The sequence below is a fragment of the Agromyces aureus genome (genome assembly GCF_001660485.1).
Classification (GTDB): Bacteria; Actinomycetota; Actinomycetes; order Actinomycetales; family Microbacteriaceae; genus Agromyces; species Agromyces aureus.
In genome coordinates this window covers 3318725-3341938 of record NZ_CP013979.1, presented here as the reverse complement: position 1 = coordinate 3341938, position 23214 = coordinate 3318725, and the positions used below count along the sequence as shown (strand labels likewise).

16 protein-coding genes are annotated in these 23214 nt (G+C 69.5%); 12 read left to right on the top strand and 4 right to left on the bottom strand.

Annotated features, from left to right (window positions below):
* Positions 1-11 precede the first annotated feature (11 nt).
* From ATC03_RS14885 to ATC03_RS14865, 5 genes are all read left to right on the top strand, one after another.
* Positions 12-1307, top strand: a complete 1296-nt coding sequence (locus tag ATC03_RS14885) for a sugar ABC transporter substrate-binding protein (RefSeq protein WP_067878732.1) — start codon at positions 12-14, stop codon at positions 1305-1307.
* A 2-nt stretch (positions 1308-1309) separates the two neighbouring features.
* Positions 1310-2512 carry a mandelate racemase/muconate lactonizing enzyme family protein gene (locus ATC03_RS14880; protein WP_067878730.1) on the top strand — a complete coding sequence of 401 codons (1203 nt, stop codon included), beginning with the start codon at positions 1310-1312 and terminating at the stop codon, positions 2510-2512.
* A gap of 10 nt (positions 2513-2522) precedes the next feature.
* A complete protein-coding gene (locus tag ATC03_RS14875; protein ID WP_067878728.1) occupies positions 2523-3335 on the top strand; it encodes an SDR family NAD(P)-dependent oxidoreductase in 813 nt (270 codons plus the stop codon).
* A gap of 157 nt (positions 3336-3492) precedes the next feature.
* On the top strand, positions 3493-4476 hold the full coding sequence (locus ATC03_RS14870; protein WP_067878726.1) for an endonuclease/exonuclease/phosphatase family protein: 984 nt from the start codon (positions 3493-3495) through the stop codon (positions 4474-4476).
* A 364-nt stretch (positions 4477-4840) separates the two neighbouring features.
* Entirely contained in the window at positions 4841-6355 is a 1515-nt protein-coding gene (locus ATC03_RS14865) for an alkaline phosphatase family protein (RefSeq protein ID WP_418117955.1), read from the top strand.
* A 27-nt stretch (positions 6356-6382) separates the two neighbouring features.
* On the opposite strand, the gene ATC03_RS14860 is transcribed toward ATC03_RS14865, so the two are convergent.
* Together ATC03_RS14860 and ATC03_RS14855 are read right to left on the bottom strand one after the other, a co-directional pair.
* Positions 6383-7786, bottom strand: coding sequence for a sensor histidine kinase (locus ATC03_RS14860; protein ID WP_067878722.1), 1404 nt, complete (start codon positions 7784-7786; stop codon positions 6383-6385).
* Positions 7783-8448 (bottom strand): response regulator transcription factor, encoded by a 666-nt coding sequence (locus tag ATC03_RS14855; protein ID WP_067878720.1) that lies wholly within the window; start codon positions 8446-8448, stop codon positions 7783-7785. The genes ATC03_RS14860 and ATC03_RS14855 overlap by 4 nt, the downstream gene beginning before the upstream one ends.
* 158 nt (positions 8449-8606) lie before the next feature.
* Here ATC03_RS14855 and ATC03_RS14850 point away from each other — a divergent pair, with 158 nt between their 5' ends.
* The 7 genes from ATC03_RS14850 (at position 8607) to ATC03_RS14820 (ending at position 19226) form a co-directional block, all read left to right on the top strand.
* Positions 8607-9164 carry a hypothetical protein gene (locus ATC03_RS14850; RefSeq protein ID WP_152030974.1) on the top strand — a complete coding sequence of 186 codons (558 nt, stop codon included), beginning with the start codon at positions 8607-8609 and terminating at the stop codon, positions 9162-9164.
* Positions 9164-10258 (top strand): efflux RND transporter periplasmic adaptor subunit, encoded by a 1095-nt coding sequence (locus tag ATC03_RS14845; RefSeq protein ID WP_067878715.1) that lies wholly within the window; start codon positions 9164-9166, stop codon positions 10256-10258. The genes ATC03_RS14850 and ATC03_RS14845 overlap by 1 nt, the downstream gene beginning before the upstream one ends.
* Positions 10255-10947, top strand: coding sequence for an ABC transporter ATP-binding protein (locus tag ATC03_RS14840; RefSeq protein WP_067878711.1), 693 nt, complete (start codon positions 10255-10257; stop codon positions 10945-10947). Before ATC03_RS14845 ends, ATC03_RS14840 begins: the two co-directional genes overlap by 4 nt.
* Complete coding sequence (locus ATC03_RS14835; RefSeq protein ID WP_227820117.1) at positions 10944-12221, top strand: ABC transporter permease; 1278 nt, start codon at positions 10944-10946, stop codon at positions 12219-12221. The genes ATC03_RS14840 and ATC03_RS14835 overlap by 4 nt, the downstream gene beginning before the upstream one ends.
* Positions 12222-12827: 606 nt before the next feature.
* A complete protein-coding gene (locus tag ATC03_RS14830; protein ID WP_084003535.1) occupies positions 12828-13913 on the top strand; it encodes a hypothetical protein in 1086 nt (361 codons plus the stop codon).
* A complete protein-coding gene (locus ATC03_RS14825) occupies positions 13910-14188 on the top strand; it encodes a hypothetical protein (protein WP_152030973.1) in 279 nt (92 codons plus the stop codon). The genes ATC03_RS14830 and ATC03_RS14825 overlap by 4 nt, the downstream gene beginning before the upstream one ends.
* Before the next feature lie 124 nt (positions 14189-14312).
* A complete protein-coding gene (locus ATC03_RS14820; RefSeq protein WP_067878707.1) occupies positions 14313-19226 on the top strand; it encodes a glycoside hydrolase family 2 in 4914 nt (1637 codons plus the stop codon).
* Positions 19227-19582: 356 nt separating this feature from the next.
* Here ATC03_RS14820 and ATC03_RS14815 read toward each other — a convergent pair whose 3' ends face one another.
* Together ATC03_RS14815 and ATC03_RS14810 are read right to left on the bottom strand one after the other, a co-directional pair.
* Entirely contained in the window at positions 19583-21787 is a 2205-nt protein-coding gene (locus tag ATC03_RS14815; protein WP_067878697.1) for a golvesin C-terminal-like domain-containing protein, read from the bottom strand.
* Positions 21788-22082: 295 nt separating this feature from the next.
* Positions 22083-23087 (bottom strand): LacI family DNA-binding transcriptional regulator, encoded by a 1005-nt coding sequence (locus ATC03_RS14810; RefSeq protein WP_084003532.1) that lies wholly within the window; start codon positions 23085-23087, stop codon positions 22083-22085.
* Positions 23088-23214: the final 127 nt, after the last annotated feature.

The following is a 23214-nucleotide window of genomic DNA, read 5'->3' as shown; positions in this document are numbered from 1 at the left end:
AAGGAACACCCATGCCCGACATTCACCGCCGAACCGCCGCCCGCGGGCGCGCCCGGCTCACCGCGATCGGCGTCGGCCTCGTCGCCGCCCTCGCCCTCACCGCATGCGCCGGCAGCCCCAGCGCTGCACCCAGTAGCCCCGATGCGCTCGAGGACTTCACCTTCACCAGCTGGAACTACGGCGAAGAGGCGCAGAAGGCGCTCATCGAGCAGGAGGTCGCCGGATTCACCGACGGCAAGGGCATCGAGGCCGAACTGGTCTCGTACCCGTTCGCCGAGTACCGCAACCAGCTGCTGCTCCGCTCCCGTGACGGGTCGACCACCGGCGCGGCCCAGCTCGACATCGCCGACATCCAGTCGCTCGCCCGTCTCGGGGTGCTCGAGGATCTCGGCTCCTACGTCGACGCTGGCGGATACACCGACGCCGCGCTCGCGAACGGCAAGGTCGGCGACACGCAGTACGGGCTGCCCTGGTACACCGGCTCCATCGGACTCATCTCGAACACCGCGCTGCTCGAGCAGGCCGGCATCACCGAGACTCCGCAGACCGTCGACGAGTTCGAGGACGCGCTGAAGGCCGTCAAGGGCCTCGGCGGCGACGTCGTGCCCTACGCGCTTGCGACGAAGCCCGAGACCATCAAGGACTTCATCCCGTGGTTCCGCACGTTCGGGTCGAAGATCGTCGACGGTGAGGAGATCTCCGTCAACGACAAGGGTGCCGTCGAGGCGCTCACCTGGATCAAGTCGCTCGTCGATGACGGGCTCGTCAGCCTGAACGTCGGCCGGCCGGAGGCTCGCACGCTCTACAGCCAGGGCAAGGCGGCCTTCTTCGACGACGCGAACCAGGTTCGCGGAACCATCTCGTCGCAGGCGACCGACCCGACGCTGCTCGACCACACCCTCCCGGTCTCCCGACCGGTGGTGAAGGCCGGCGACGAACCGCAGGCGCTCGCCTGGGGCGGGCTGCTCGTCGTGTTCAAGGAGGGACCGGCGAACACCGCTTCGCAGTTCGCGTCGTTCCTCTCCTCCGACGTCGACACTGCGCTGAACCGCTTCGAGCAGATCGGATCCGTGCCGACCACGACGAAGGCGCTCGAGGACCCCATCTTCGCCGATGACGCCTACGCCACGACCTGGCAGGAGCAGATCACCACCGGCGCTTCGCCGAACCCGCTCTGGGCGTTCCCCGAGTACGCGCAGATGGAGGCGAAGCTCGCCGAGCAGATCCAGGCCGCGCTCATCGGATCGAAGAGCCCGAAGGACGCGCTGGACGACGCCAACGCCGCGATGCAGGAACTGGTCAAGTAACGATGAGCATTCCCGACACCCTCGACATCTCGATCCCGGCCGATGCCGGCGCACTCCGGATCGCCTCGATCGAAGCGATTCCGCTGTTCGCCCCATTCGCGCGGCTCTCCCCGAACGGCGAGGTGCCCTCGTGGCTCCTGCAGCCCGCCGCGAGCCACCGTACGCTCGAGCGACGGGGCCAGTACTCCACGCTCATCCGCGTACGCACCGAGGACGGTGTCGAGGGTGTCGGCGAATGCTACGGTCTGCCCGCGCCCAAGGTGACGGCGCAGATCGTGCGCGACATCATCGCCCCGCTCCTCATCGGCGAGGATGCCGCGGCCACCGACCATCTCTGGTCGCGGGTGTTCTCCTCGATGAGCGGCGGCGGCCAGGTCCGCGGGTACTTCCTCGAGGCGATGAGCGGCGTCGACGTCGCCCTCTGGGACCTCAAGGGCAAGGCTCTCGGCAAGCCGGTGCACTCCCTCCTGGGCGGCCCGCATCGCTCCCGCGTCGACGTCTATGCCAGCCCGGTGCCGATGCTCGACGACCCGGCGCACTCCGCGGACTACGCTCGATCCTTCACCGAGCAGGGGTTCACCGCGCTCAAACTGAAGCTCGGTCGCGGGCGAGCCGTGGATCTCGCGCACGCCCGAGCGGTTCGCGAGGCCATCGGCGACGACCGCCAGTTGCTCGTCGACCTGAACTGCGCCTACACGGCGGACCGTGCCGTGGACGTCGTACGCGGACTGGTCGACCTCGGCATCACCTGGATCGAGGAGCCCGTCGCGGTCGACGACGTCGACGGCTACCGTCGCATCCGGGAATCCATGCCCGTCTCGCTGGTCAATGGCGAGACGCTCTTCACCAGGTGGGATCTCCGGCCGTTCCTCGTGGGCGGCGCCGTCGACGTGGTGATGCCGAACCTGGCACGCGCCGGGGGGATCACCGAGGCGCGGAAGCTCGCGGCCCTCTGCGAGACGTTCCACGTCGACATCGCGCCACACGGTGTGGGCTCGGCCGTCGGGCTCGCGGCCGCCCTCCAGCTGTCCGCGGCGATCCCCAACTTCCGGATCTACGAGTACAACCGGCTGCCCAACCCCCTCCGCGACGCGCTCACGGTCGAGCCCTTCGATTTCGACGGTCCGACCCTCGCCGTGCCGACCGCGCCCGGTCTCGGCATCGAGCTGGACTGGGACGCCGTCGACGCGTTCCGTGCCGAGTAGGGTTCTTGGCATGTCAGCGAGCTCTCCGCACGAGCAGACGCTCGCCGTGGTCGTCGGCGGTGGCGGTGAGATCGGTCGGGCCATCGCCGGCCGGCTCTCCGCCCGATACCGGATCGCCCTCATCGATCGAGACGAGGCGCGCCTCCGGTCGGCATCCGCGGTCCTTCCGGGCGACACCCTTGTCGCCCAGGCGGATGCCGCGGATGAAGGACGCGTCCGGGCGGCACTCGCCGGGCTCGATGCCGCGGAGCGATGCTCGACGCTGGTGATCGCGGTCGGCACCACGGAGGGTGGTTCGCTGACGGACATCGACGCGCAGGCATGGTCGCGCGTGGTCGACTCGAACCTCGCCGCGGTCTTCCAGAGCCTCCGTGCCGGTGTGGAGAGTTTCCTCGCCCAGGGAACGGGCGGTGCGATCTGCGTCATCGGGTCGGTGCACGCGTCGGCCCCCATTCCCGGCTACCCGGCATACGCGGCGGCCAAGGCGGGGGTGCTCGCCCTCGCCCGACAGGCCGCCGCGGAATACGGACACCACGGCATCAGGGTGAACGTCGTCACCCCCGGCTGGACCCGCACCGCTCACACCGACGGCCGCCTCGCGGAGGGGGACGCCGGAGCGCTGCTCGATGCAACCCCGCTCCGTCGGCTCGCCGAACCCGACGACATCGCCGCCGCGGTCGAATTCCTGCTGGGCGATGGAGCCCGTGCCATCACGGGCGCGGAGATCGTGGTCGACGGCGGCGCGTCCCTGTTGGGGGGTATGAGCGTCCTCCGCGCCGCGCCGCGCTCGTTGCTCGGACTCGACGGCCCACCGGGTCGTTGAGGCAGCCGGTGCCCCCGGTGCGGCGACGCCGCCGCGCAGGAGCCGCGAGCCCGTGCGCGCGACATCCGGCAGAGCGGGCTGCGGCTCGCGGTCGCAGCGAGCGAAGAGCCGACCGTCGGTGGAGGGGTCGCACAGCTTCCGTCAGGAGAATGGGCGGATGACCGTGCTCGCACCGCTGGAGTCGCCCGCGAGCGGGCCCTCGTCGCCGCGTCCGATTCGGCGCCGCCGGGTCGGGCTCGCCCGGGTCACCGCAGTGCTGGGCATGGCACTCGTGCTCCTGCTGACGTTGCACACGATGGTTCCGGATGTCGCGGGCCTCGGTCTCATCGTCGACACCGCGCTGCCGTGGTTCGGGCTCGCGGTGCCACTGCTGCTCGTCGGTGCGCTCGTCGCGAGGAGCCGGGCGGCGATCGCCGCGGCCGTGCTCGCCGCGCTCGTCTGGAGTGTCATGTTCGTGCCGTCGATCGTGCCGCTGTCGTGGACGGCGGCTCCCGCGTCCGACGCTCGCCTGACCGTGGCGAGCCAGAACGTCGAGGCGGGTTCCGGCACCGCCGCCGACTCGGCTGCGGCGCTGGCCGGCACCGGTGCTGAGGTGGTCGCGCTGCAGGAGATGGACGCCGAGTCCCGTGCGGACGCCGGAGCGGTGCTCGACGAGGTATACCCCTACCGCTACGGCGTCGGGACGGTCGGCGTCTGGAGCGTCTTCCCGATCGAGAACGCCCAGATGCTCGACCTCGGGCTCGGCTGGAAGCGCGGGCTGGCCGCCGACCTCGAGACGCCGAGCGGGCCCGTGAGCATCTACGTCGTGCATGCGGCATCCGCCCGCCCGACCGGGCACGACGAACGCGACGCGATGCTCGCGAACCTCGCCGATCACCTCGAGCGCGACGAGAACGAGCGGGTCATCGCCGTCGGCGACTTCAACGCCGGGTCGTCGGACCGAGCCCTCGCCGGCATCACCGCGAAGCTGTCGGAGGCGAATCAGAGCGGAGGCGGGTTCGGATTCACATGGCCGGCCACTGCGCCGGTGGTGCGCCTCGACCACGTGTTCCAGCGCGGCATGGACGTCGTGTCGAGCAAATCCGTGACGGCAGGGGGCAGCGATCACCTCGCCGTGATCGCAACGCTGAACCTCGAGTAGGGTCTGGACGGACCCGGCGAGTCTCGAAACCTGGGCTCGGCCGGGTCTTCGTCCCGTCAGGTCAGCGAGCTATGTTGAACGGCAGGGCGGCAGGCGCCCGTTGCAGGCGGATCGATCATTGAGATGGCGGATGACCGAGGAACGTGATTCGAACCCCACCCATGGGGGCCCCTCCCGGCGCGATTTCCTGCGGTTCGGAGGAACCGCCGCCGCAGGCGCGGTCGTCGGGGGCGCTGCCGGGTACGCCGCGGCATCCGCCCAGGGTGGGACGACGCCGCCGGCCGGCGGGCCGGATGAGAGCACGCCCTCGCCCTCACTTCCGCCGCGCGCCGCGGGCGCAGGATTCGATCACCTCGTCGTGGTGATGTTCGAGAACCGTTCGTTCGACAACCTGCTCGGGTACCTCTACGCCGAGTCGGGCCCGCCGCCGGGCCAGCAGTATGCCGGATTCAATGAAGGGCTGCCGTCCAACCCCGATCACGAAGGCCGGCAGATCGCCGTGCACCCGTACACCGGATCGACCGACGAGATCATGTCGAGCCCGCGGCCCGACCCGGGCGAGGACTACCCGCACGTCAACACGCAGCTCTTCGGCACGGTCAGGCCTTCGGGCAATGCCCACCAGCAGGTCGCCAAGATGAAGAAGCCGTTCAACGCACCCGTCGACGACGGTTCCCCCACGATGGACGGATTCGTGAAGGACTACCTGAACAACTTCGTCGCCGAAGAGGGTCGCTCGCCCAAGGCGCAGGAGGCGGAGGTCGCGATGGGCGCGTTCGCCCCCGACATGCTGCCGGTGCTGACGGCCCTCGCGCGCGGCTTCGCGGTGTTCGACCACTGGCACTGCGCCGTGCCGGGACCCACGTTCTGCAATCGCTCGTTCTTCCATGCCTCGACCTCCCACGGGTTCGTGACGAATCACGACAACGGCGGCTACAAGAAGTGGCATGACAAGAAGGTCGCATCGCCCACGATCTTCAACCGGCTCGAGGACGCCGGCATCCCGTGGGCCGTCTACTACGACGACTCGCAGCTGGTGTCGATGACGGGCTTCATCCACAAGCCGGTGCTCGAGCAGTTCTGGAAGACCCGATTCTTCCCGATGAGCACGTTCTACCAGGCCTGCTCCGACGGCACGCTGCCGGCGTACGCCTTCATCGAACCCCGCATGATCTACGACCACAACGACATGCATCCGCCGGTGGGCACCACCGATACGAAGGACGTCGACGGCAAGGATGTCGCTGGTGGGGCGATCTCCGATGTCCGTGCCGGCGAGGCACTGCTGCATCGCATCTACACGGCGGTGCGCGACGGCGGCACCGCCGAGGGGTCGAACGCGGTGAACACGACGCTCCTCGTGACCTTCGACGAGCACGGCGGCACGTTCGATCACGTGGTCCCTCCCAGCGCGACCCCGCCCGACGACAGCGGGCCGGGCGAGATGGGCTTCGAGTTCGACCGGCTCGGCCTGCGCGTGCCGGCCATCGCCATCTCCGCGTACGCCGCGGCGAGCTCGGTCGTGAACTCCGCCGCCCACCACGGCACCGTGATCAGCACGCTGTGCGGCAAGTACCAGCTCGAATCGCTCACGGCGAGGGACGCCGGTGCGCCGACCCTCGACGACGCCCTCACCCTCGCGACCCCGCGGCAGCCGTCCACCTGGCCGGCCACCCTGCCGCAGTACATCCCGCGCAACCCCGAGTCGGACCCCGTGCCGGCAGGCCAGGACGACCGCCCGCTGAGCCCGCCCGGTCGAGGTCTCATGGGCATGCTCGCCGCGTACGTCGGCAGCGAAGGCGACCTGCCGAAGACGTTCCGCCAGGCCCACGACTTCCTCGAGCAGCACGGGCGCGGGCTCTTCGGGCCCGGCAGCTGAGCACGGCCACGGCACACGCCGGCCGGGTCAGTCGGAGGCGCTCTCGCCCGAGCGTCGTGAGCCCTCGCGGTTCGACGCCGCAGGCAGGGTGAGGTCGACCACGAGCCCGCCGCCTTCGCGCGGGGCGAGTTCGAGCGATCCGTGATGCGCGTCCACCACGCTCGAGACGATCGCCAGCCCGAGCCCGTGGCCCCTGACGCTCTCGGACGTCGACGCGGTGCGGCCGGAGCCCCTGGCGAACGGTTCGGTGAACTCGTGCACCCTGGCAGCGGTGAGCGGCGCACCGGTGTTCTCGATGGAGAGGCTGACCGTGCGGACCGCTCGTGCAACGCGGATCGTGATCGTCCCGTGGTCGCGGTTGTGGCGCACGGCGTTCCGCACGAGGTTCGAGATCGCCTGGCGCAGCAGCACCTCGTCGCCGCGCGCGATGGCCTCGGATGCCTCGACCTGCACGGTGAGCGCACGCGCGGCGATCTCGAGGGCGGCGTCGGCCACCGCATCGTCGACGAGGCGGGTGAGGTCGACCGCCTTGGGCCGGATCGGACGCCGGCCGATCTCGGCGAGATCGAGCAGCGCCTCGACGGTCTCGGTATTGCGCCGGTTCATCTCGAGGACGCGGCGCGAGACCTCCCGCAGCTCCTCGACGCCGGCGTCGGGGTCGGCCAGGGTCACCTCGAGCATGGTCTGCGTCGCCGCCAACGGCGTGCGGAGTTCGTGCGATGCGTTCGCCGCGAACCGCTGATGCGAGCGGAATGCGCCGTCGAGCCGCTCGAGCATGTCGTCGAACGTGTCGGAGAGGTCGCGCACCTCGTCGCGGGGGCCGTCGAGCCCGACGCGGTGGTCGAACGAGGCGGTGCCCGCGAGCTTGGCCGCGCGATTGATCGCCTGCAGCGGGCGCAGGAGTCTGCCGGAGATGAGCCAGGCGAGCAGCGCGCCCGCCACCAGCAGCACGGCGAGCACGATCGCCGAGACGAAGAGCGAGGTGTTCAGGATGTCGAGGGGCGAGCGGAGCGAGATCGTCGCTGCCTTGCTCGCAATGCCGGCATCGGTGGCGGTGGTCGTGGTGGCGAAGCGCTCACCGGGCGCCACCGTGGCCGCAACGAGCGCCCCCGAGATCGGCGACGTGGTCTGCACCGGGGCGATCTCGACGCCGTTGGCGTCGAGATACTCCGGTGGAAGCGTGGGCTGCCCGGCGAACGTCATCTCGTCGGCCGCGGCGGCGGGAAGCATCGCATTGTCGATCGCCACGTAGGTGGGCACCGTGCGCATGAACAGGGTCACGACGATCACCATCGAGATGCCCGCGATCGCGAGCAGCGTCGTGAACGCGAGCGTGAGGCGCGTCCGGATGGTGAGGCGAGGGCGCCAGGCGAGCAGGCCGACGCGATGACCGTGCGCCTCGCGCGGGCGGGTGCGCACGTCGCGCGTCATTCGGGGGCCCCGAACCGATAGCCGACCCCGGAGACCGTGTGCACCAGCCAGGGATCCCCGAGTCGTTTGCGCAGGTTCGAGATCGTGACGCGCACCGTGTTCGTGAACGGGTCCGCGTTCTCGTCCCACGCCTTCTCGAGCAGCGTCTCGGCGCTGACGACGCCGCCGCTCGCACTCATCAGCAGGTCGAGCACGGCGAACTCCTTGTTCGCGAGCCGTACGAGCCGTCCGTTGCGGTAGACCTCGCGGCGGAAGGGGTCGAGGCGCACCCCCTCGGCATCGAGCGACGGCGGGTGCGACGCCCCCGCCCGGCGACCGAGGGCGCGCAGCCGTGCCACGAGTTCGGGGAAGTCGAACGGCTTCGCCAGGTAGTCGTCGGCGCCGAGTTCGAATCCCTCGACCTTGTCGTCGAGCGTTCGCGCGGCGGTGAGCATCAGCACCCGGCAACCGGGGCGGTTGGCAGCGACCCAGGCGCACACGTCGTCGCCGTGCACGCCCGGGATGTCCCGGTCGAGGAGCACGACGTCGTAGTCGTTGACCGAGAGGTTCTCGATCGCCAGGTCGCCGTCGTTCACGACGTCGGCCGCGATGGTCTCGCGCCGCAGGCCGGTGCGGATGGCGTCGGCGAGGTAGGCCTCGTCTTCGACGATGAGCACGCGCATTGGGGGTCCTGTCCGATCGGGGTGTGACCAACCAGTCAAGCATTCGGCCCATAAAGAACTCCTAAAGGATTCTTTGAACGCCCCCTTAACCCCGAGTCGAGTGGACTCGACGACGTCGCCACGAGATGTGCGACCGAACCGAATCGAAAGGACTCGACATGACCGTCCCGACCAGGAGCCGGCGCAAGACCGTCTCCGCCCTGCTCGTCATCCCGGCCATCCTCTTCGCACTCAGCGCCTGCGCACCCGCCTCCGGCGGAGACGGGGCGACCGGCGGTGGAGACGCCGGCGGCGCGAACGGCTCGACGGCCGGTGGCGGCAACGAGAACAGCGAGTTCGACTCGATGTTCGACTGGCAGCTGGCCTACACCGAGTGCATGCGCGGGGAGGGCATCGATATGCCCGATCCGGAGAAGAACGGCGCCGGCATGGCGATGAAACTCGGCTCCGAAGACGACATGGACGCCATGATGGCCGCCGGCGAGAAGTGCCAGAAGGAGCTCGGTGACCCGCCGCCCCCTTCGCCCGAGGAGAAGGCCGCGTCGGACCAGGAGATGTTGAAGTGGGCGACCAAGACGGCGGAGTGCTATCGCGAGAACGGCTACGACATGGCCGATCCGAAGCTCGGCGAGATGCCGCAGTTCCCCGAGGACGTGCCCGAAGAGGTCATGGCCGAATGCGGCGGCGGCGCGTCGGCCGTCACGAAGGTGCAGTGATGACGGCGTCCAGTGAATCCGTGAAACCGCGACGGCGGCGGGCCGTCTGGTGGACCGCCGGTGCGGCGGTGTGCGTGATCGCGTTGACCGGTGGCGGCCTCGCGGCGGCGAATGCGTTCGGACCCCCGCCCGCGGCATCCGAGCAGCAGCGCGAATACTCGACCGTCCCGATCGAGGAGGGCACCCTGTCGGGTACCCGCACGATGCCGGGAACGCTCGACTATGCCGCCTCAAAGGACCTGCCGTCGGGCGTGGGCGGCGTGCTCACCGAGGTGCCCGACGCCGGCAGCCAGATCGGCGTCGGTGGAGCCCTGTTCGCCGTGGACAACGTCGACGTGTATCTCTTCCACGGTGCACTGCCGGCCTGGCGGGCCTTCGAGCGGGGCATGGGCGACGGACCCGACGTGAAGCAGCTCGAGGAGAACCTGAAGGCTCTCGGCTTCTTCGACGAGGAACCCGACGAGGAGTTCGACTGGGACACCGAGGCGGCCATCGAGGCGTGGCAGGAGGCCACCGGTCAGGCCGAGACCGGTCGGATCGACCTCGGCCGGGTCGTCTTCGCGCCGACCGACCTGCGCATCGCGGAGGTCAAGGCAGCCGTCGGCGACGCCATCGGACCCGGCGTGGCTGCCGTGAAGGTGTCGGGCCTCGTGAAAGAGGTCAAGGCCAAGCTCAAGCTCGCCGATCAGAAGCTCGGCGTCGTCGGCAACCAGGTGCAGCTGCAACTTCCCGGCGGCGTGCAGACCACCGGCACGATCACGGCCGTCGGCCAGCCCGTCGAAGAGGAGAACAACGGCATGAGTTCGGTCGTTGTGCCCGTCACCATCGCCCTCGACGACCCGGCGGCGGCCGACGGCATCCAGCGGGCCAACGTGACCGTCGACTTCCCGTCGGAGACGCGCGAGAACGTGCTGTCGGTGCCGGTCGAGGCGCTGATGGCCGTGCCAGGAGGCGGATTCGGCGTGGAGATCGCGAAGAGCGACGGCACGACCGAACTCGTGGCGGTCGAGGCCGGCCTGTTCGCGGGCGGCCGCGTCGAGATCTCCGGAGCGGGCATCGAGGCGGGCCTCGACGTCGTGGTGCCGAAGCAATGACCGCGATCATCGAGCTCGAGAACGTCGAGCGGTCGTACGGGCAGCCGCCGGTCATGGCCTGCGCCGGCGTGTCGTTGCGCATCGACGAGGGCGAACTGGTGGCCATCGTCGGTCCGAGCGGGTCGGGCAAGTCCACCCTGCTCAACCTCATCGGCACGCTCGACCGCCCGACCGGCGGCCGCGCGCTCATCAGCGGCGCCGACACGCAGACCCTGAACGACGAGGCCCTCTCGGCGCTGCGCGCCCACGATATCGGCTTCGTCTTCCAGCAGTTCCACCTCAGTGACGGCGTGAGCGCGCTGGACAACGTCGCCGATGGGCTGCTCTACCTCGGCGTGCCCCGACCCGAGCGTCGCGAGCGCGCCAGAGCGGCACTCGAGCGCGTCGGGCTCGGGCATCGCACGAGCCACAAGTCGAATCAGCTGTCCGGAGGCGAGCGCCAGCGCGTCGCGATCGCCCGTGCGGTGGTCGCCGACCCGCCGCTGTTGCTGGCCGACGAGCCGACCGGCAACCTGGACTCCGAGTCCGGGGCGTCGATCGTCGAGCTCCTGCACGAGCTCAACCGGCAGGGCACGACGGTCGTGGTGATCACCCACGACCCCGAGCTCGCGGCGCATCTGCCCAGGCAGATCGCCGTCAAGGACGGCCGGGTGGTCTCGGACACCGGCCGAAGCGCGGTGGCCGCATGAGCGCCGAGGCGATGCCGGTCCCACGCGCCGCGGTCGGCGGGACTGCAGCGGTCGACGACCGGCCCGGCCGGCCCGGCAGGGCGGCTCCCCCCGAACGCCGGAGATCGCGGCTGCGCCTGTCCGACGTGCTGCACCTCGGCGCATCCGGCCTTCGAGCCAGGCCGACCCGGGCCATCCTCTCGGCGCTCGGGATCGCGATCGGGATCTCGGCGATGATCGCCGTGGTCGGGATCTCGACCTCGAGTCAGGCGAAGTTGAATCAGCAGCTCTCCGAACTGGGCACCAACCTGCTCACCGCCGAAGCGAACACCGGGCTGATGGGTGAAGACACCAGGCTGCCGGCCGACACCGTGCCGAAGGTGCGCCTCATGCAGGGCGTGGAGTCGGCCAGCGGCACGGGAAACATCCCCGTCAACGTGTACCGCAGTCCGCTGATCGACGAGTCGGCGACCGGCGGCATCAGTGTGCTGGCCGCCGACCTCGACCTGCTGAAGGTCACCGCCACCGACCTCGCCGAGGGCACCTGGTTGAACGAAGCGACCGCCCAGTATCCCTCGGTGGTGCTGGGCGCCGATGCGGCGGCGAGCCTCGGCGTCGTCAGCATCGGCAGCCAGGTCTGGCTGGGCGGGCAGTACTTCACCGTCGTGGGCATCCTCGAGCCGTCGGTGCTCGCACCCGAGCTCGACACGGCGGCGCTGATCGGCATCCCGATCGCGTCCTCCGCGTTCGAGTACAACGGCAGCCCGTCGGTCGTGTACGAGCGGTCGGATGAGTCGCTCATCGGCCAGGTGCGCGACCTGCTGCCGGCAACGGTCAACCCGCAGGCGCCGGAAGAGGTCGCGGTCTCGCGGCCGTCCGACGCACTCGCGGCCAAGTATGCGGCCGACCAGGCATTCACGGGCCTGCTCGTGGGCCTCGGATCGGTGGCGCTGCTGGTCGGCGGCATCGGCGTGGCGAACACCATGATCATCTCGGTGCTCGAACGGCGTCGCGAGATCGGCCTCCGCCGCGCACTCGGAGCCACCAGGGCGCACATCAGACGGCAGTTCCTCGTCGAGGCGCTGCTGCTGTCGGCCCTGGGCGGGATCTTCGGATCGGTGCTCGGAGCCGGCGTGACCGCGATGTTCGCGGCGATGAACGGTTGGCCCTACTCGGTGCCGCCCGTGCTGTTCGCGGTGGCCGTCGGAAGCACCCTCGCGATCGGAGCGATCGCGGGGCTGTACCCCGCAGTGCGGGCGGCGCGGACGCCGCCCACCGCAGCGCTGAGCTCCTAGGGGGAGGCTCGGTGCGCGTGGGGGACGACAGCGTCGCGACCGGTCGGGGGACCGGTCGCGGCGTCGGTCCTCGTCGGCGGCATGGTGCTGGACCAGTTCCCGTGACCAGGGCGAGAAGCGAGGGGATCACGGTCGACGAGCGCATGGTTCGCAGGGCGAGTTGACGTCGATCGAGTTCGAGGCGAAGATGGCCGAGCCCGCGATTCCTCGCGGCCGAGACCGAGCTGCACTGGAACGTACTCGTCGGCGAACCCGATCGAACACGCCACCAGGCTGAGTCCACCGCGAGCGTTCCAGCGTCGTCGACGGGCGATGGAGCTCCTCGACTGCGCTGTTCGTCCAGTTCGCGACGCGGCGATGCGGACGCAGTTGCGGTTGCGGTCGCGGTTGCGGTCGCGACGCGACGCCTCCGACGTCGGGACCGCGTCGGTCCGTGCGGCCTTCTTCCCCTGTACGAAGCTTTGAAAGGTAGTGCAACATGACGCGTTCTCCTGCAGCGTGCTCGCCAGACCGCCGGTCGATGGCGGCCGCGGATCGGTTCCTGCGGGCTCCCGCGACTGCTGTGCACGGCTCGTGCGCCTCCGTCCTCGCCCGTTCGCTGTTCACGTGAGCACCCACCGCGCGGCGGCGCCGGCCGACGACAGCACCGTGATCCGACGATGGGTGGCCGCCGGCGCGGTCGCGGTGTCCCTCCTCGTTCTGGGGTATGCCGAGGTCGGCCCGGCCCAGGCCGAGGAGCAAGCCGACGATGCGGTGACGTGGTCGGTCGGTCCGGCAGATGCGGTCGGACCGGATGGCCGATCGTGGGTCGATCTCGACGTCGACCCGGGTGAGTCGATCGACGAGTTCCTCTACGTGAAGAACCTCAGCAGCATCGACGTCGTCTTCGCCTTGAAGGCCCAGGACGGGTATCTGACCGACAAGGGCCGCTTCAACATGCTGCCGTCCGCGGCGGAATCGATCGATTCCGGAACGTGGATCGATCTGCCCGCCGAGATCGGCGTGCCGGCCGGAGGCATGGCGATCGTGCCGTTCACGGTCGAGGTTCCCGTCGATGCGACTCCCGGTGATCACGCTGCGGGCATCGCCGCATCGGTCCTGAGTACCGGTGCTGTCGAGGGTGGTCCGAACGTCGCCATGGAGAGCCGAGTCGGCTTCCGAGTCCAGACCAGGGTCTCGGGGGAACTCTCTCCATCCCTGGCCGTGGTCGGGAACGCCGCCTACCAGACGGCATGGAATCCCTTCGCGCCCGGTGCCGTCGAAGTGGAGTACACGGTCACGAACAACGGAAATGCACGTCTGGCGGTCGAGGCGGCGGTGAGCGCTTCGGGCGCGAACGGGACGGCACCCGTGCTGACCGAACCGACCGAGCTGTACCCCGGAGATGAGCGCGAGTTCTCGGCCCGGGTCTCGCAAGTCTGGCCACTCGGGTTCTCAGTCGTCACCGTGGACGTCGACGGTCAGGTATCCCGCAGTGAAGTCTCGGGTGAGGAGCCGACGTCGTCACGCATCGAGATCGTGGTGTGGGCCATGCCCTGGTCGCAGCTGCTCGTGATCGTCGCGCTGGCGCTGTTCCTCTTCGCCATCCTCCGAGGTCGTCGTCGGCGCCGAACCGAGCTCGAGCGCCTGCTCGACGAGGCCAGGCTCGCGGGCGCCCGCGAGGCGGCTGCGAACCCAGAGCGCGTTCCGTGATCGCGGGCCATCTGCTGGATGGCGTCTTGGAGTTCGATGAGCACGACCACGTTCCCGTCCATGAGGGCGTCACCATCTCTGTCGACATCTCTCCGCGTGACTGCGCCGCGACCGCCTGCGACGTCATCGCCAGTGCGGGCATCGACGCCCACCTGATCGCGACGCTCGCATCGGCATCCCTCGCGCTCGGCTTGGTGGTCGTCCTGCTCGGGATCACCTCGAGGTCTCGTTCACGCCGACTCGACGAAGTCGCGGGGGTGACGCCACAGATCTGACGGGCGAAGGGCATGCCCAGAACGCGATGAACTATCCATGTGTGCAATCGATATGCATTTTGTGTTGATTGCATGCACGGAGTGCGATACGTTCATGCCGCCTGATGATTCGAAGGAGAATTCTGTGCGGCCGACTACGACCTTCCGTCTGGCGGCGGCGACCCTCGCCGTCGTCCTCATTCCCGGTCTCGGGATGTCCACCGCGGCGAATGCCGCCGACATCCCGGGTTCGGTCGGACCCGGCGCGACGTTCCTCGAGCCGTTCGCGTCCGACTTGTCCGGCTGGAGTCCGATCACCGGCGCCACGTCGGAGTGGACGGTCAGCGGCGGCACGGTCGGCATCGACACCCGATCGCAGAGTTCTGGAAGGTACATCCGACCGACCCAGGCGCTGAACCTGCCCGACGCCTACGAGCTGCGCACGCACATGAAGGTCGATGCGGTCGGCGCTGACGGCACGGTGACCGTCATGCTCGACATGCGCGATGTCGTGAACTGGAAGAGCGGCGGCGTCAGCCCGCAGTTCACCGGCTTCGGCAGCAACGGGTACGGACAGTTCCGCATCTCCAAGCCGATCACCGGCTCCTACGCCTGCTCGGGCATCTCGCCGGCGAAGGCGGGCACCTGGGTCGACCTGACGGTGCGTCGCGCCGCGGGGGTCACAGCGGTGTACGCCGATGGCGCGCTGATCGGCGCCACCGCCGCGCCGACGGCGGGCGGCACGATCGGGATCGGATCGTACAAGAGCAAGGTGACGTTCGGCGCGATCTCGATCGACCCGCTGCCCTCGACGCCCGCGGGCCACCCGGCCGCGTCGGCCGGCTGCCCGTGGACGGTTCCGGTCGTTCCGCCGACCGAGCCCGACCCCGCCCCTGGCGACGGCGAGGTGTCCGGCGATGGGGAATGGGTGGCCGCGACGGCGTCGACCTCCGACCGTCCCGGCCACGAGGTCACCGACGGCCAGTCGAAGATCTCGCTCGACGGCGAATGGAAGTTCAAGGCTGAAGATCTCGCGAAGCAGGCCGACCCTGCCGCGCCCGACGTCGACGGCGTTCAGCAGGAGTGGCAGAAGCCGGCGACCGATGTCTCCGAGTGGGACACGCAGCAGGTTCCGGGCAACTGGAGCGTGCACGACGCCTACGGCGCGTACAAGGGCAACGGCTGGTACCGGCGCACGTTCGAATCGGGCGACCTCAGTGCCGCCGCCGGCGAACGTGCGTGGCTGAAGTTCGGCGCGGTCTACGAAGACGCGACCGTCTGGCTGAACGGGGCTCAGCTCGGCGAGCACTCCGGTGGGTACACCCCGTTCGACTTCGACGTGACCGACTACCTCGTCGACGGCGAGAACACGCTCGTCGTGCGCGCCGACAACACCTTCGAGCAGGGTGCGTGGTGGTCGTGGGGCGGCATCTCCCGCTCGGTCGAGCTCGTCAAGACCGGCGAGATCGTCGTCGACCGCCAGCAGATCGTGGCCACGCCCGACCTGACCGCCGGCACGGCGCACATCGCGTCCACCGTGTTCCTCGAGAACGCCGGCGACGACGCCCGCACGGTGTCGCTGACCGGCACCATCACCGATGCGGCGACCGGCGCCGTGATCGCCTCGGGCCTCACCGCCCAGGCCGAGGTCCCGGCGAACGGTGCCGCGCAGGCCGTGCTCTCGACCGACCTGGCCGCGGGCTCGTACGAGCTCTGGAACATGGACGACCCGAACCTCTACCGCCTCGACCTGACGCTCGACTCTCCCGCTGACGCCGATGACGCGGCCCAGTCCGACCGATTCGGCATCCGGAAGTTCGAGATCGACGGCACGGCCATGAAGCTGAACGGCGAGATCTTGAAGCTCGCCGGCGCGAACCGGGTCTCCGACGACCCGTCGAACGGCAACCTGGAACCGACGTGGCTGGTGCGCCGAGATCTCGACCGCATGAAGGCTTCGGGACTGAACCTGGCTCGCATCATGCACTACGCGCAGGCGCCCGAGCTGCTCGACTACGCCGATGAGATCGGCATGCTCCTGATCGACGAGGTACCCGTCTGGCAGAACGGCCGGCACCTCACGAACGACCTCGAGGAGATCAAGGTCGAGTTCCGCGAGATGGTCGAGCGCGACTTCAACCACGCGTCGATCTTCGCCCACTCGGTCGCCAACGAGATCGAGTCGCGCAGCGAGTACGGGCGCGTCTACCTGCAGAAAATGGCCGACTACTCCCACTCCGTCGACCCGACGCGGTTCGTGACCTATGCCAGCAACTTGGTGTACTACTCGACCACGCCCGAGCAGGACGGCGCGCAGTACATGGACTTCGTGAGCATGAACCTGTACGGCAACTTCTCGGCGGCGCCCGACACGGTGCACGCCCTGTACCCCGACAAGCCGCTGTTCATCTCGGAGTACAGCCCCGACGGCTACACCTTCGGCACGAATCGCGAAACGCTCGACTCCTCGACCGGCTCGGGCGCGGCGGCCCAGAGCTTCGAGGCGCGCCCGTTCGTGTTCGGCTGGTCGCAGTGGACGTACAACGACTACCGCAGCAAGTTCAGCGGTTCGAGTGAGAACCTCACCCGCGGCTGGGGCAACATCGACTTGTGGGGTCGGCTCAAGGCGGCGTACTTCGAAACCCAGGCCGCGAACGCGCCCGTCAAGACCTTCACCGTCGGTGACGTGGCCGTCGCCGACGGCGGCGGGCTCGGCGTCGTGTCGATCACCCCGATCGGCGCGGTTCCGGCCGACGGTCCGGGCTACGCGCTGCGCGACTACCGCGTGTCCCTCCAGGCCTTCGGCGCGACGGGTGCGGTCGTGGGCGGCGCCCTCGTCGACCTCCCCGAGGTCGCCACGGGTGCGGCGGCGTTCGACGTACCGGTCGCCTGGCACGCCACGGGGGCGGCGACACGCGTTCGCGCGACGCTCCTCTCGCCCACGGGTTACGAGGTCGCAGCAGCGGTGTCGGATGCCTCGAAGGCGGCCGCTCCCGAGATCCGCGAGGTCGTGGCGGCGAACGGTGCTCTGCGCGTGCGATTCGACGACGAGGCCGCGATCGGCAAGTACCGCGTGACCGCGACCGCGCCCGACGGCACGGTGACGACCGTGACCACGCGCGAGTCGTTCGCCGACCTGACCGGACTGGTCAACGGCACCGAGTACGCGATCGCCGTCGCCGCGGTCGACGCGAACGCACTCGCCGGCGCGGCCGATGCTGCGACGGGCACGCCGCAGGCGTCGCTGCTGCCGCCGGGGCCGAAGGCGATGCACCTCGAGCCGATCGAGGGCGGCCTGGTGCTCGGGTACTCGAGCCAGAACCGCACCGGCACGTTCGAGGTGCACGTCACCGACGCCGACTCGGGCGCCGACATCGAGTCCTACACGACCACGAACCGGCCGAGCACCCGCATCGAGGGCCTCGACGCGGGCACGGCGGTCGAGGTCCGGATCCGCGAGGTCACGTCCGCTGGTGCCGCGGTGACCGAGTGGAGCGACGCGCTGCGCGGCACCCCCGTGGCCGCCGACACGGCACCCGAGCTCGACGTGCGGGGCGTGATCGCCGGCACCGACGAGGCCGGCATCGTGATCACCCCGTCGACGCGCACCGAGCGGTACCTGGTCACCGTGACCGGCGAGGGCGTGGATGCCTCGTACCCGGTCGAGCGGGCGTCCGTGGACCTCGTCCCGATCGAGGGCCTCACCGCCGACCGCGAGTACGCCGTCACCATCGCAGCTCAGGGTGCCGGCGGCACGTCCGAGGCATGGTCGGGCAGGGTGCGCACCGCCGCTGAACGGTCGACGGACGAAGCGACGGTGCCCGCCAACGTCCACGCGACGAACCGGGGCGACGACGCCTTCCTGGCCTGGGACGACTCGGGGGCCGACGGGTACATCGTCACCGCAACGGTCTGCGGCGAGACCACCGCGACGACGGTGATCGGCGCGGAGTACGGGGTCGGCAAGATCGGTCAGCGTCCGGGCACGTACGCGGTCGCGGCCATCCTGGGTTCGTCGGTGTCGCCCGCATCCGAGCCCGTCATCGTGCCTGGAGAGCCCCGCTGCCCGTTCGTGGTCACGATCGGCGAGAAGACGCCGCGCGCCGACGGGTCGGTGCCGTTCAAGACGGCCGGTTCCTGGGCGTCGAGCTCGCTGACCGCGCCGGGCGGGTACGCCTCGATCTACGCCGACCTCTCGGGCGCACCCGGCGCGAATGCGACCTGGACTGCGCCGAAGGTGCAGAGCGAGGTGCGCTACCGGATCGGCATCGCCCTGCCGGCGAACGGCATCAGCTCGAAGGCGGCGACCTACACGGTGAAGGCCGCGAACGGCGATGTGCCCATCTCGGTCGACCAGGTCGCCCGCGGCGGCGGTTGGGTCGACCTGGGCGAGTTCACGTTCGACGCGACCCACCAGCCGACCGTGGTGGTCACGGGCTCCGGCGGGTTCCTGCGGGCGTCGGCGGTGCGGTTCACGGACACGAGTACGGCGGGGCTTCCGACCGCGCCGGTGCCCGGGTTCGCGGACCAGGAGATCGCGCCCGACGAGGCGATCACCGGTACCGGCACGACCGAGGGCAACACCGTCGTCGTGACCGCCGCGGACGGCACCGTCCTGGGCGAGGGCGCCGTGGACGCCGACCTGGACTGGTCGATCACTGCAGCAGCACCGTTCATGGCCGGTACCTACGCCGACGCGGTCGCCACCGAGACCGATGCCGACGGCTGGACCGGGACCGCGACCGCGACCCTCACCGTGACCGCCGCACCCGCGATCGAGGTGTCGGTCACCGCGACCAGCCGGTGCATCGCCGGCAAGGCCGTGCTGCAGGTCAACGCCGCGAACAACGGCGACACCCCGGTCGACGTGCGACTGGAAGGCGTCTACGGAACGAAGACGCTGACCGCGGTACAGGGCGGCAAGTCCGGTTTCCACGCGTTCACGACCCGGGTGAAGGACCTGCCCGCCGGACAGACCGACATCACCGTGACCGCGGTGATCGACGGCACCACGCAGACCGTGCACCTCGTCGCAGCCAACACCGCACGCACCTGCTGAACCGGAAGTCGCGGCGAGCCGAGACGATCCTGCCCGACCCGGACGCGTCGACCGTGACGTGATCGTTCGAGTGAGGCACGTCGGTGAGGAGCCCACAGAAACGCGGATGCCGCGGCAGCACGTGCTGCCGCGGCATCCGCGTTCCGTGTGGTGCGACCGAAGATCTGCTGCCGCAGTCGCCATCGCCAGTATGCGTGGGGGACACCGGCCAACGGTCGCGTTGGATTCCCACCTGCAAGTTGCCCGTGCTGTCTGCCGTCTTGCCGGATGCGGCTCTCGTGGAAACGCCGATCTGGCCGGCCCCCCTCGGGCGACCGGCCAGACCTGGATGCGCCCCCTCGGCGCTGCGGGTTCCCCTACCCCGCGGTGCCGGGCCGGACGACGATGTCGTTCGCCCCGGTCACATCCGTCGCGGTCGGCGCGACCACGATCGCATTCGTGCTGAACGGGCCGAGGCCCTCGATGACCGTGTTCTTGAACGAGACCCGGTCGGCCTTCGAGACGAAGATCACCGCGTCGGCCGGGATGCCGAAGCTCGCGCCATTGGAGCCGTTCTCAGTGCGGTGGGTGTCACGGAACACGTTGTTGCGGACCGTCACGTCCGACGCGTCGCTGATGTTGAGGTTCAAGCCCCGGATGGACTCGAACAGGTTGCCCTCGATGAGGATGTGGTCGTATGCCCGCTTGCTCGTGACATTGCCACCGGCCATGCCCACCGAGCCAGCCTGGGCCGACCACGGCATGTCGTGGTGGTAGCCCGTGCCGCGGAACACGTTGTTGCGGATCTTCAGGTCGTATGCCGCACCGCCATGGGAGTCGGCCTCGTTCTCGGTGGCGATCATGATTGCCTTGTCGCCGCCCTCGAAGGTGTTGCCCTCGATGACGCCGTCGCCGGACTTGAGCAGGATGCCGCGACCCGGGCTGCGCACGACGTTGTTCTTGAACACGAACCCGTTGCCCATGCGGTCGGGGTTGAAGACGAACTGCGCGGCCTGGAAGACGTCGGCCGAGTCGAGGGTGAGCTCGTAGACGCTGTCCTTGCTCAGGTTCCACGGGTTCCAGCCCTGCGTCTGCGCCTCGTCGACCTTGGCCTGCACCGCGGGGTCGATACCGGCCGTCGCGTAGTCGACCTTCGTGACCGCCGTGACGCGCGGCGCGGGTCCGTCGCGGAACTGCTGGATGCGGTCGCCCACCTCGAGGGCGACGGCCTTCCAGCGGTCGGGGAACCCGACGAGGATACGGTCTCCCTCCACCTTCAGGACCGGCATCGCGCGGGTCTGGATGCTGAACGAGTCGTCGCCCGCGTTGCGGATCTCGGAGTTGATCATGGTCGGGCCCTTGCCGACCGACTGGAACTGGATGCCGTCCCAGATCGCCGACAGGAGCGGGGCCTTGGTCGCTCCGGGCGGGGGCGGTCCGGGAACCAGGCGGAACCCGTCGAGGACGGTGCCGCCGTCGCCGCTGACGTCGATGAGGCCGAAGCCGGGTGCGGTGTGCACCGTGACGTTCTTCAGCTTCGAACCGGCGCTCTCCTCGAAGGAGACGGCGTGCTCGGTGCCGGTGGCACCGCCCGAAAGGGTGATCGGGTCGCCGAGATCGACGCCCTTGCCGAGGCCGGCGAGGGTGACCCTGACGACACCGGGCTCGGTGAACGCCGCGGTGGTGCCCCAGAGGTGGTTGATGCCGGCCTTCTGGAACCCGGTGGCGGGGTCGTAGATGCTCACCCGAGAGAACGCCTTCTCGGGGTAGCCCTCGTCGAGCGTGACGTCGATCCAGCCGAGGTCGGGAGCGATCGCCGAGACCGCGCCTTGCGTGAACGGCAGCGGGTCGTAGTCGATCGTGAGTCCTTCGATGGTCACGTTGCGCGACTTGACGACGTTCACCGCACGGGTGAGCTCCTGCCCGACGATCGTCACGCCCTTGGCGTTGATCTTCAGGCCGTCGGCGCCGTCGATGGTGAGCAGGCTTCCGGCCGACTGGGGCGTGGACGAGACGGCGTAGGTGCCCGGGGCGATCTTCACCTGAGGAGCGCCCGTCTCGATCGCCGCCGTGATCATCGACTGGATGCCCGGGTCGGGGATCGGGTTGGTCGCGCTGCTCGGCGCGCCGAACTTCACGGCATCGGCGATGAGCTTTCCACGACCCTCGCCCGCGAGGCGGACGAAGCCGCCGACGCCCGCCTTCAACTGCGCGTCGCCGAGCAGCACCCACTGGCCGCCGACGCTCGTGCGCTGGTCGACGGCGAACTGCCGCGATCCGCCGGCATCCTTGACGGTGAACGTCGCCTGGCCCGCACTCGACGCGTGTCCGTCGGGCAGCCGGTAGTACACGCCGTAGACCCCGTCGGCGGTGATGTTCGGGCGCCAGGTGACGGTGCCCCGGCCGGTGTCGGCCGGTCGGGTGAGGTAGTCGGCCCCGTAGTGGTTCGCAAGTCGGCGGGCGATGGTCCACGACCCCGTCAGGGTGGCATCCGAGTTGTCGAGCACGATGTCGGATACTGGGGTCGCGCTGCCCGTGTCGGCTGCCGCGACGCCGCCGAACGGCAGTGTCGCACCGAGCACGGAGGCTGCGATTGAGAGGCCGACGAAGCCCCGGTTGTTGGTGGATGACAGTCTTCTGGTCCGCTTCGTTGCCGGACCGCGCCTCGGGCGCCACATGGTCATGGTCGGCGAAGCTAGCAGAGGATCGATCACTTTTGGAACCCCCATGTTCAAAGATGATTTCGAACGCGCAACTTTTGCAGGCGCGACAGCATAGGGCGATGAGAGGCCGAAAGACTCGGCTTCGATCACCCGGGTCGGCGATGATCACACGACCCCGGAAGGCGACGCCGATGGGCCGGCGAAGCCAGGGCGCTCAGGTGGAGTCGCGCACGACGAGCTCGGATCCGATGCGGATCTGGGCTCCTGGCAGTCCATCGATCTGGTCGAGGAGGAGGCGGGTCAGCTCTCGGCTGATGCGGTCGAACGGTTGGTGGATGGTCGTCAGTGCCGGCTCGACCTGCGTGGCCACGGCGCTGTCATCGAAGCCGCCGACGGCGACGTCTTCCGGCACCCGCCGGCCGGCGTCCTTGAGTGCATCGATCGCTCCGGCCGCCATCAGGTCGTTGCCCGCGAAGACGGCATCGATGGTCGGATCCTGCGAGAGGAGGCGCTGCATGGCCGCGTACCCGCTCTCACGGGAGTAGTCGCCGTGCTCGACGATCGAGGGGTCGGCCAAGTCGCCGAGCGCATGCAGATAGCCATCGACGCGTTCGGGCGTCGAGTGGGCGATCATCGCGATTCTCGAGCGGCCGCGCGAACGCAGGTGCTCGACGATGCGCGCCGACGCTGCGAAGTCGTCGGCGCAGACGAAGCTGGTGCCGGGGCGGACCGTGGTCGGATTCCCGCAGAACACCACCGGGACCGCGATGCGGTCGAGCGCCTCGACGATGGCGTCGCTGTCGTACCAGGACACGAAGATCGCGCCGTCGACCTGGCCGGAGGCTGCGAGCTCGAGCGCCCGTGCCCGGTCGTGCTCTTCGCCGGCGAGGAGCAGCACCATCGATGAGCCCCTGGCGGCGAGCGACTCGGAGATGCCGCGGAGCAGCACCGCGAAGTTCGGATCGCCGAACAGCCGGTCGATGCGCTCGCCGAGCAGCACCGCGACGATGCCGGAACGCCGCAGCTTCAAGCCTCTGGCCTGCGCGTTCGGGCGGTAGCCCGTCTTGCGAACGGCCTCGGCCACGGCCTCTCGCGTTTCGTCGCTGACCCAGCGCTTGCCGTTGAGGGCCCTTGAGACGGTGCCTTGGGACACCCCGGCGAGCAGCGCGACCTCGCCGATCGTCGGTCGTCGCCCCGGTGGTGCGGGCTGGGTGGGCATGCCTGTCATTGTACGAGTTCTCCTTTCGCCGGAGCGGCGCGCCGGCGTGGGGTTCAGTCAGCGGCTTGGTGGGAAGCCAAAACCGATTTCGGGCCATTCTGCCCGTAACTCAGACACGAAATCTAGA

Excerpts from the sequence above, each read along its gene's own strand:
- ATC03_RS14840 (WP_067878711.1), top strand. The coding sequence starts at position 10,255 with ATGACCGCGATCATCGAGCTCGAGAACGTCGAGCGGTCGTACGGGCAG.
- ATC03_RS14880 (WP_067878730.1), top strand. The coding sequence starts at position 1,310 with ATGAGCATTCCCGACACCCTCGACATCTCGATCCCGGCCGATGCCGGC.
- ATC03_RS14860 (WP_067878722.1), bottom strand. The coding sequence starts at position 7,786 with ATGACGCGCGACGTGCGCACCCGCCCGCGCGAGGCGCACGGTCATCGC.
- ATC03_RS14810 (WP_084003532.1), bottom strand. The coding sequence starts at position 23,087 with ATGCCCACCCAGCCCGCACCACCGGGGCGACGACCGACGATCGGCGAG.
- ATC03_RS14875 (WP_067878728.1), top strand. The coding sequence starts at position 2,523 with ATGTCAGCGAGCTCTCCGCACGAGCAGACGCTCGCCGTGGTCGTCGGC.
- ATC03_RS14865 (WP_418117955.1), top strand. The coding sequence starts at position 4,841 with ATGTTCGAGAACCGTTCGTTCGACAACCTGCTCGGGTACCTCTACGCC.
- ATC03_RS14835 (WP_227820117.1), top strand. The coding sequence starts at position 10,944 with ATGAGCGCCGAGGCGATGCCGGTCCCACGCGCCGCGGTCGGCGGGACT.
- ATC03_RS14870 (WP_067878726.1), top strand. The coding sequence starts at position 3,493 with ATGACCGTGCTCGCACCGCTGGAGTCGCCCGCGAGCGGGCCCTCGTCG.
- ATC03_RS14885 (WP_067878732.1), top strand. The coding sequence starts at position 12 with ATGCCCGACATTCACCGCCGAACCGCCGCCCGCGGGCGCGCCCGGCTC.
- ATC03_RS14850 (WP_152030974.1), top strand. The coding sequence starts at position 8,607 with ATGACCGTCCCGACCAGGAGCCGGCGCAAGACCGTCTCCGCCCTGCTC.
- ATC03_RS14855 (WP_067878720.1), bottom strand. The coding sequence starts at position 8,448 with ATGCGCGTGCTCATCGTCGAAGACGAGGCCTACCTCGCCGACGCCATC.
- ATC03_RS14845 (WP_067878715.1), top strand. The coding sequence starts at position 9,164 with ATGACGGCGTCCAGTGAATCCGTGAAACCGCGACGGCGGCGGGCCGTC.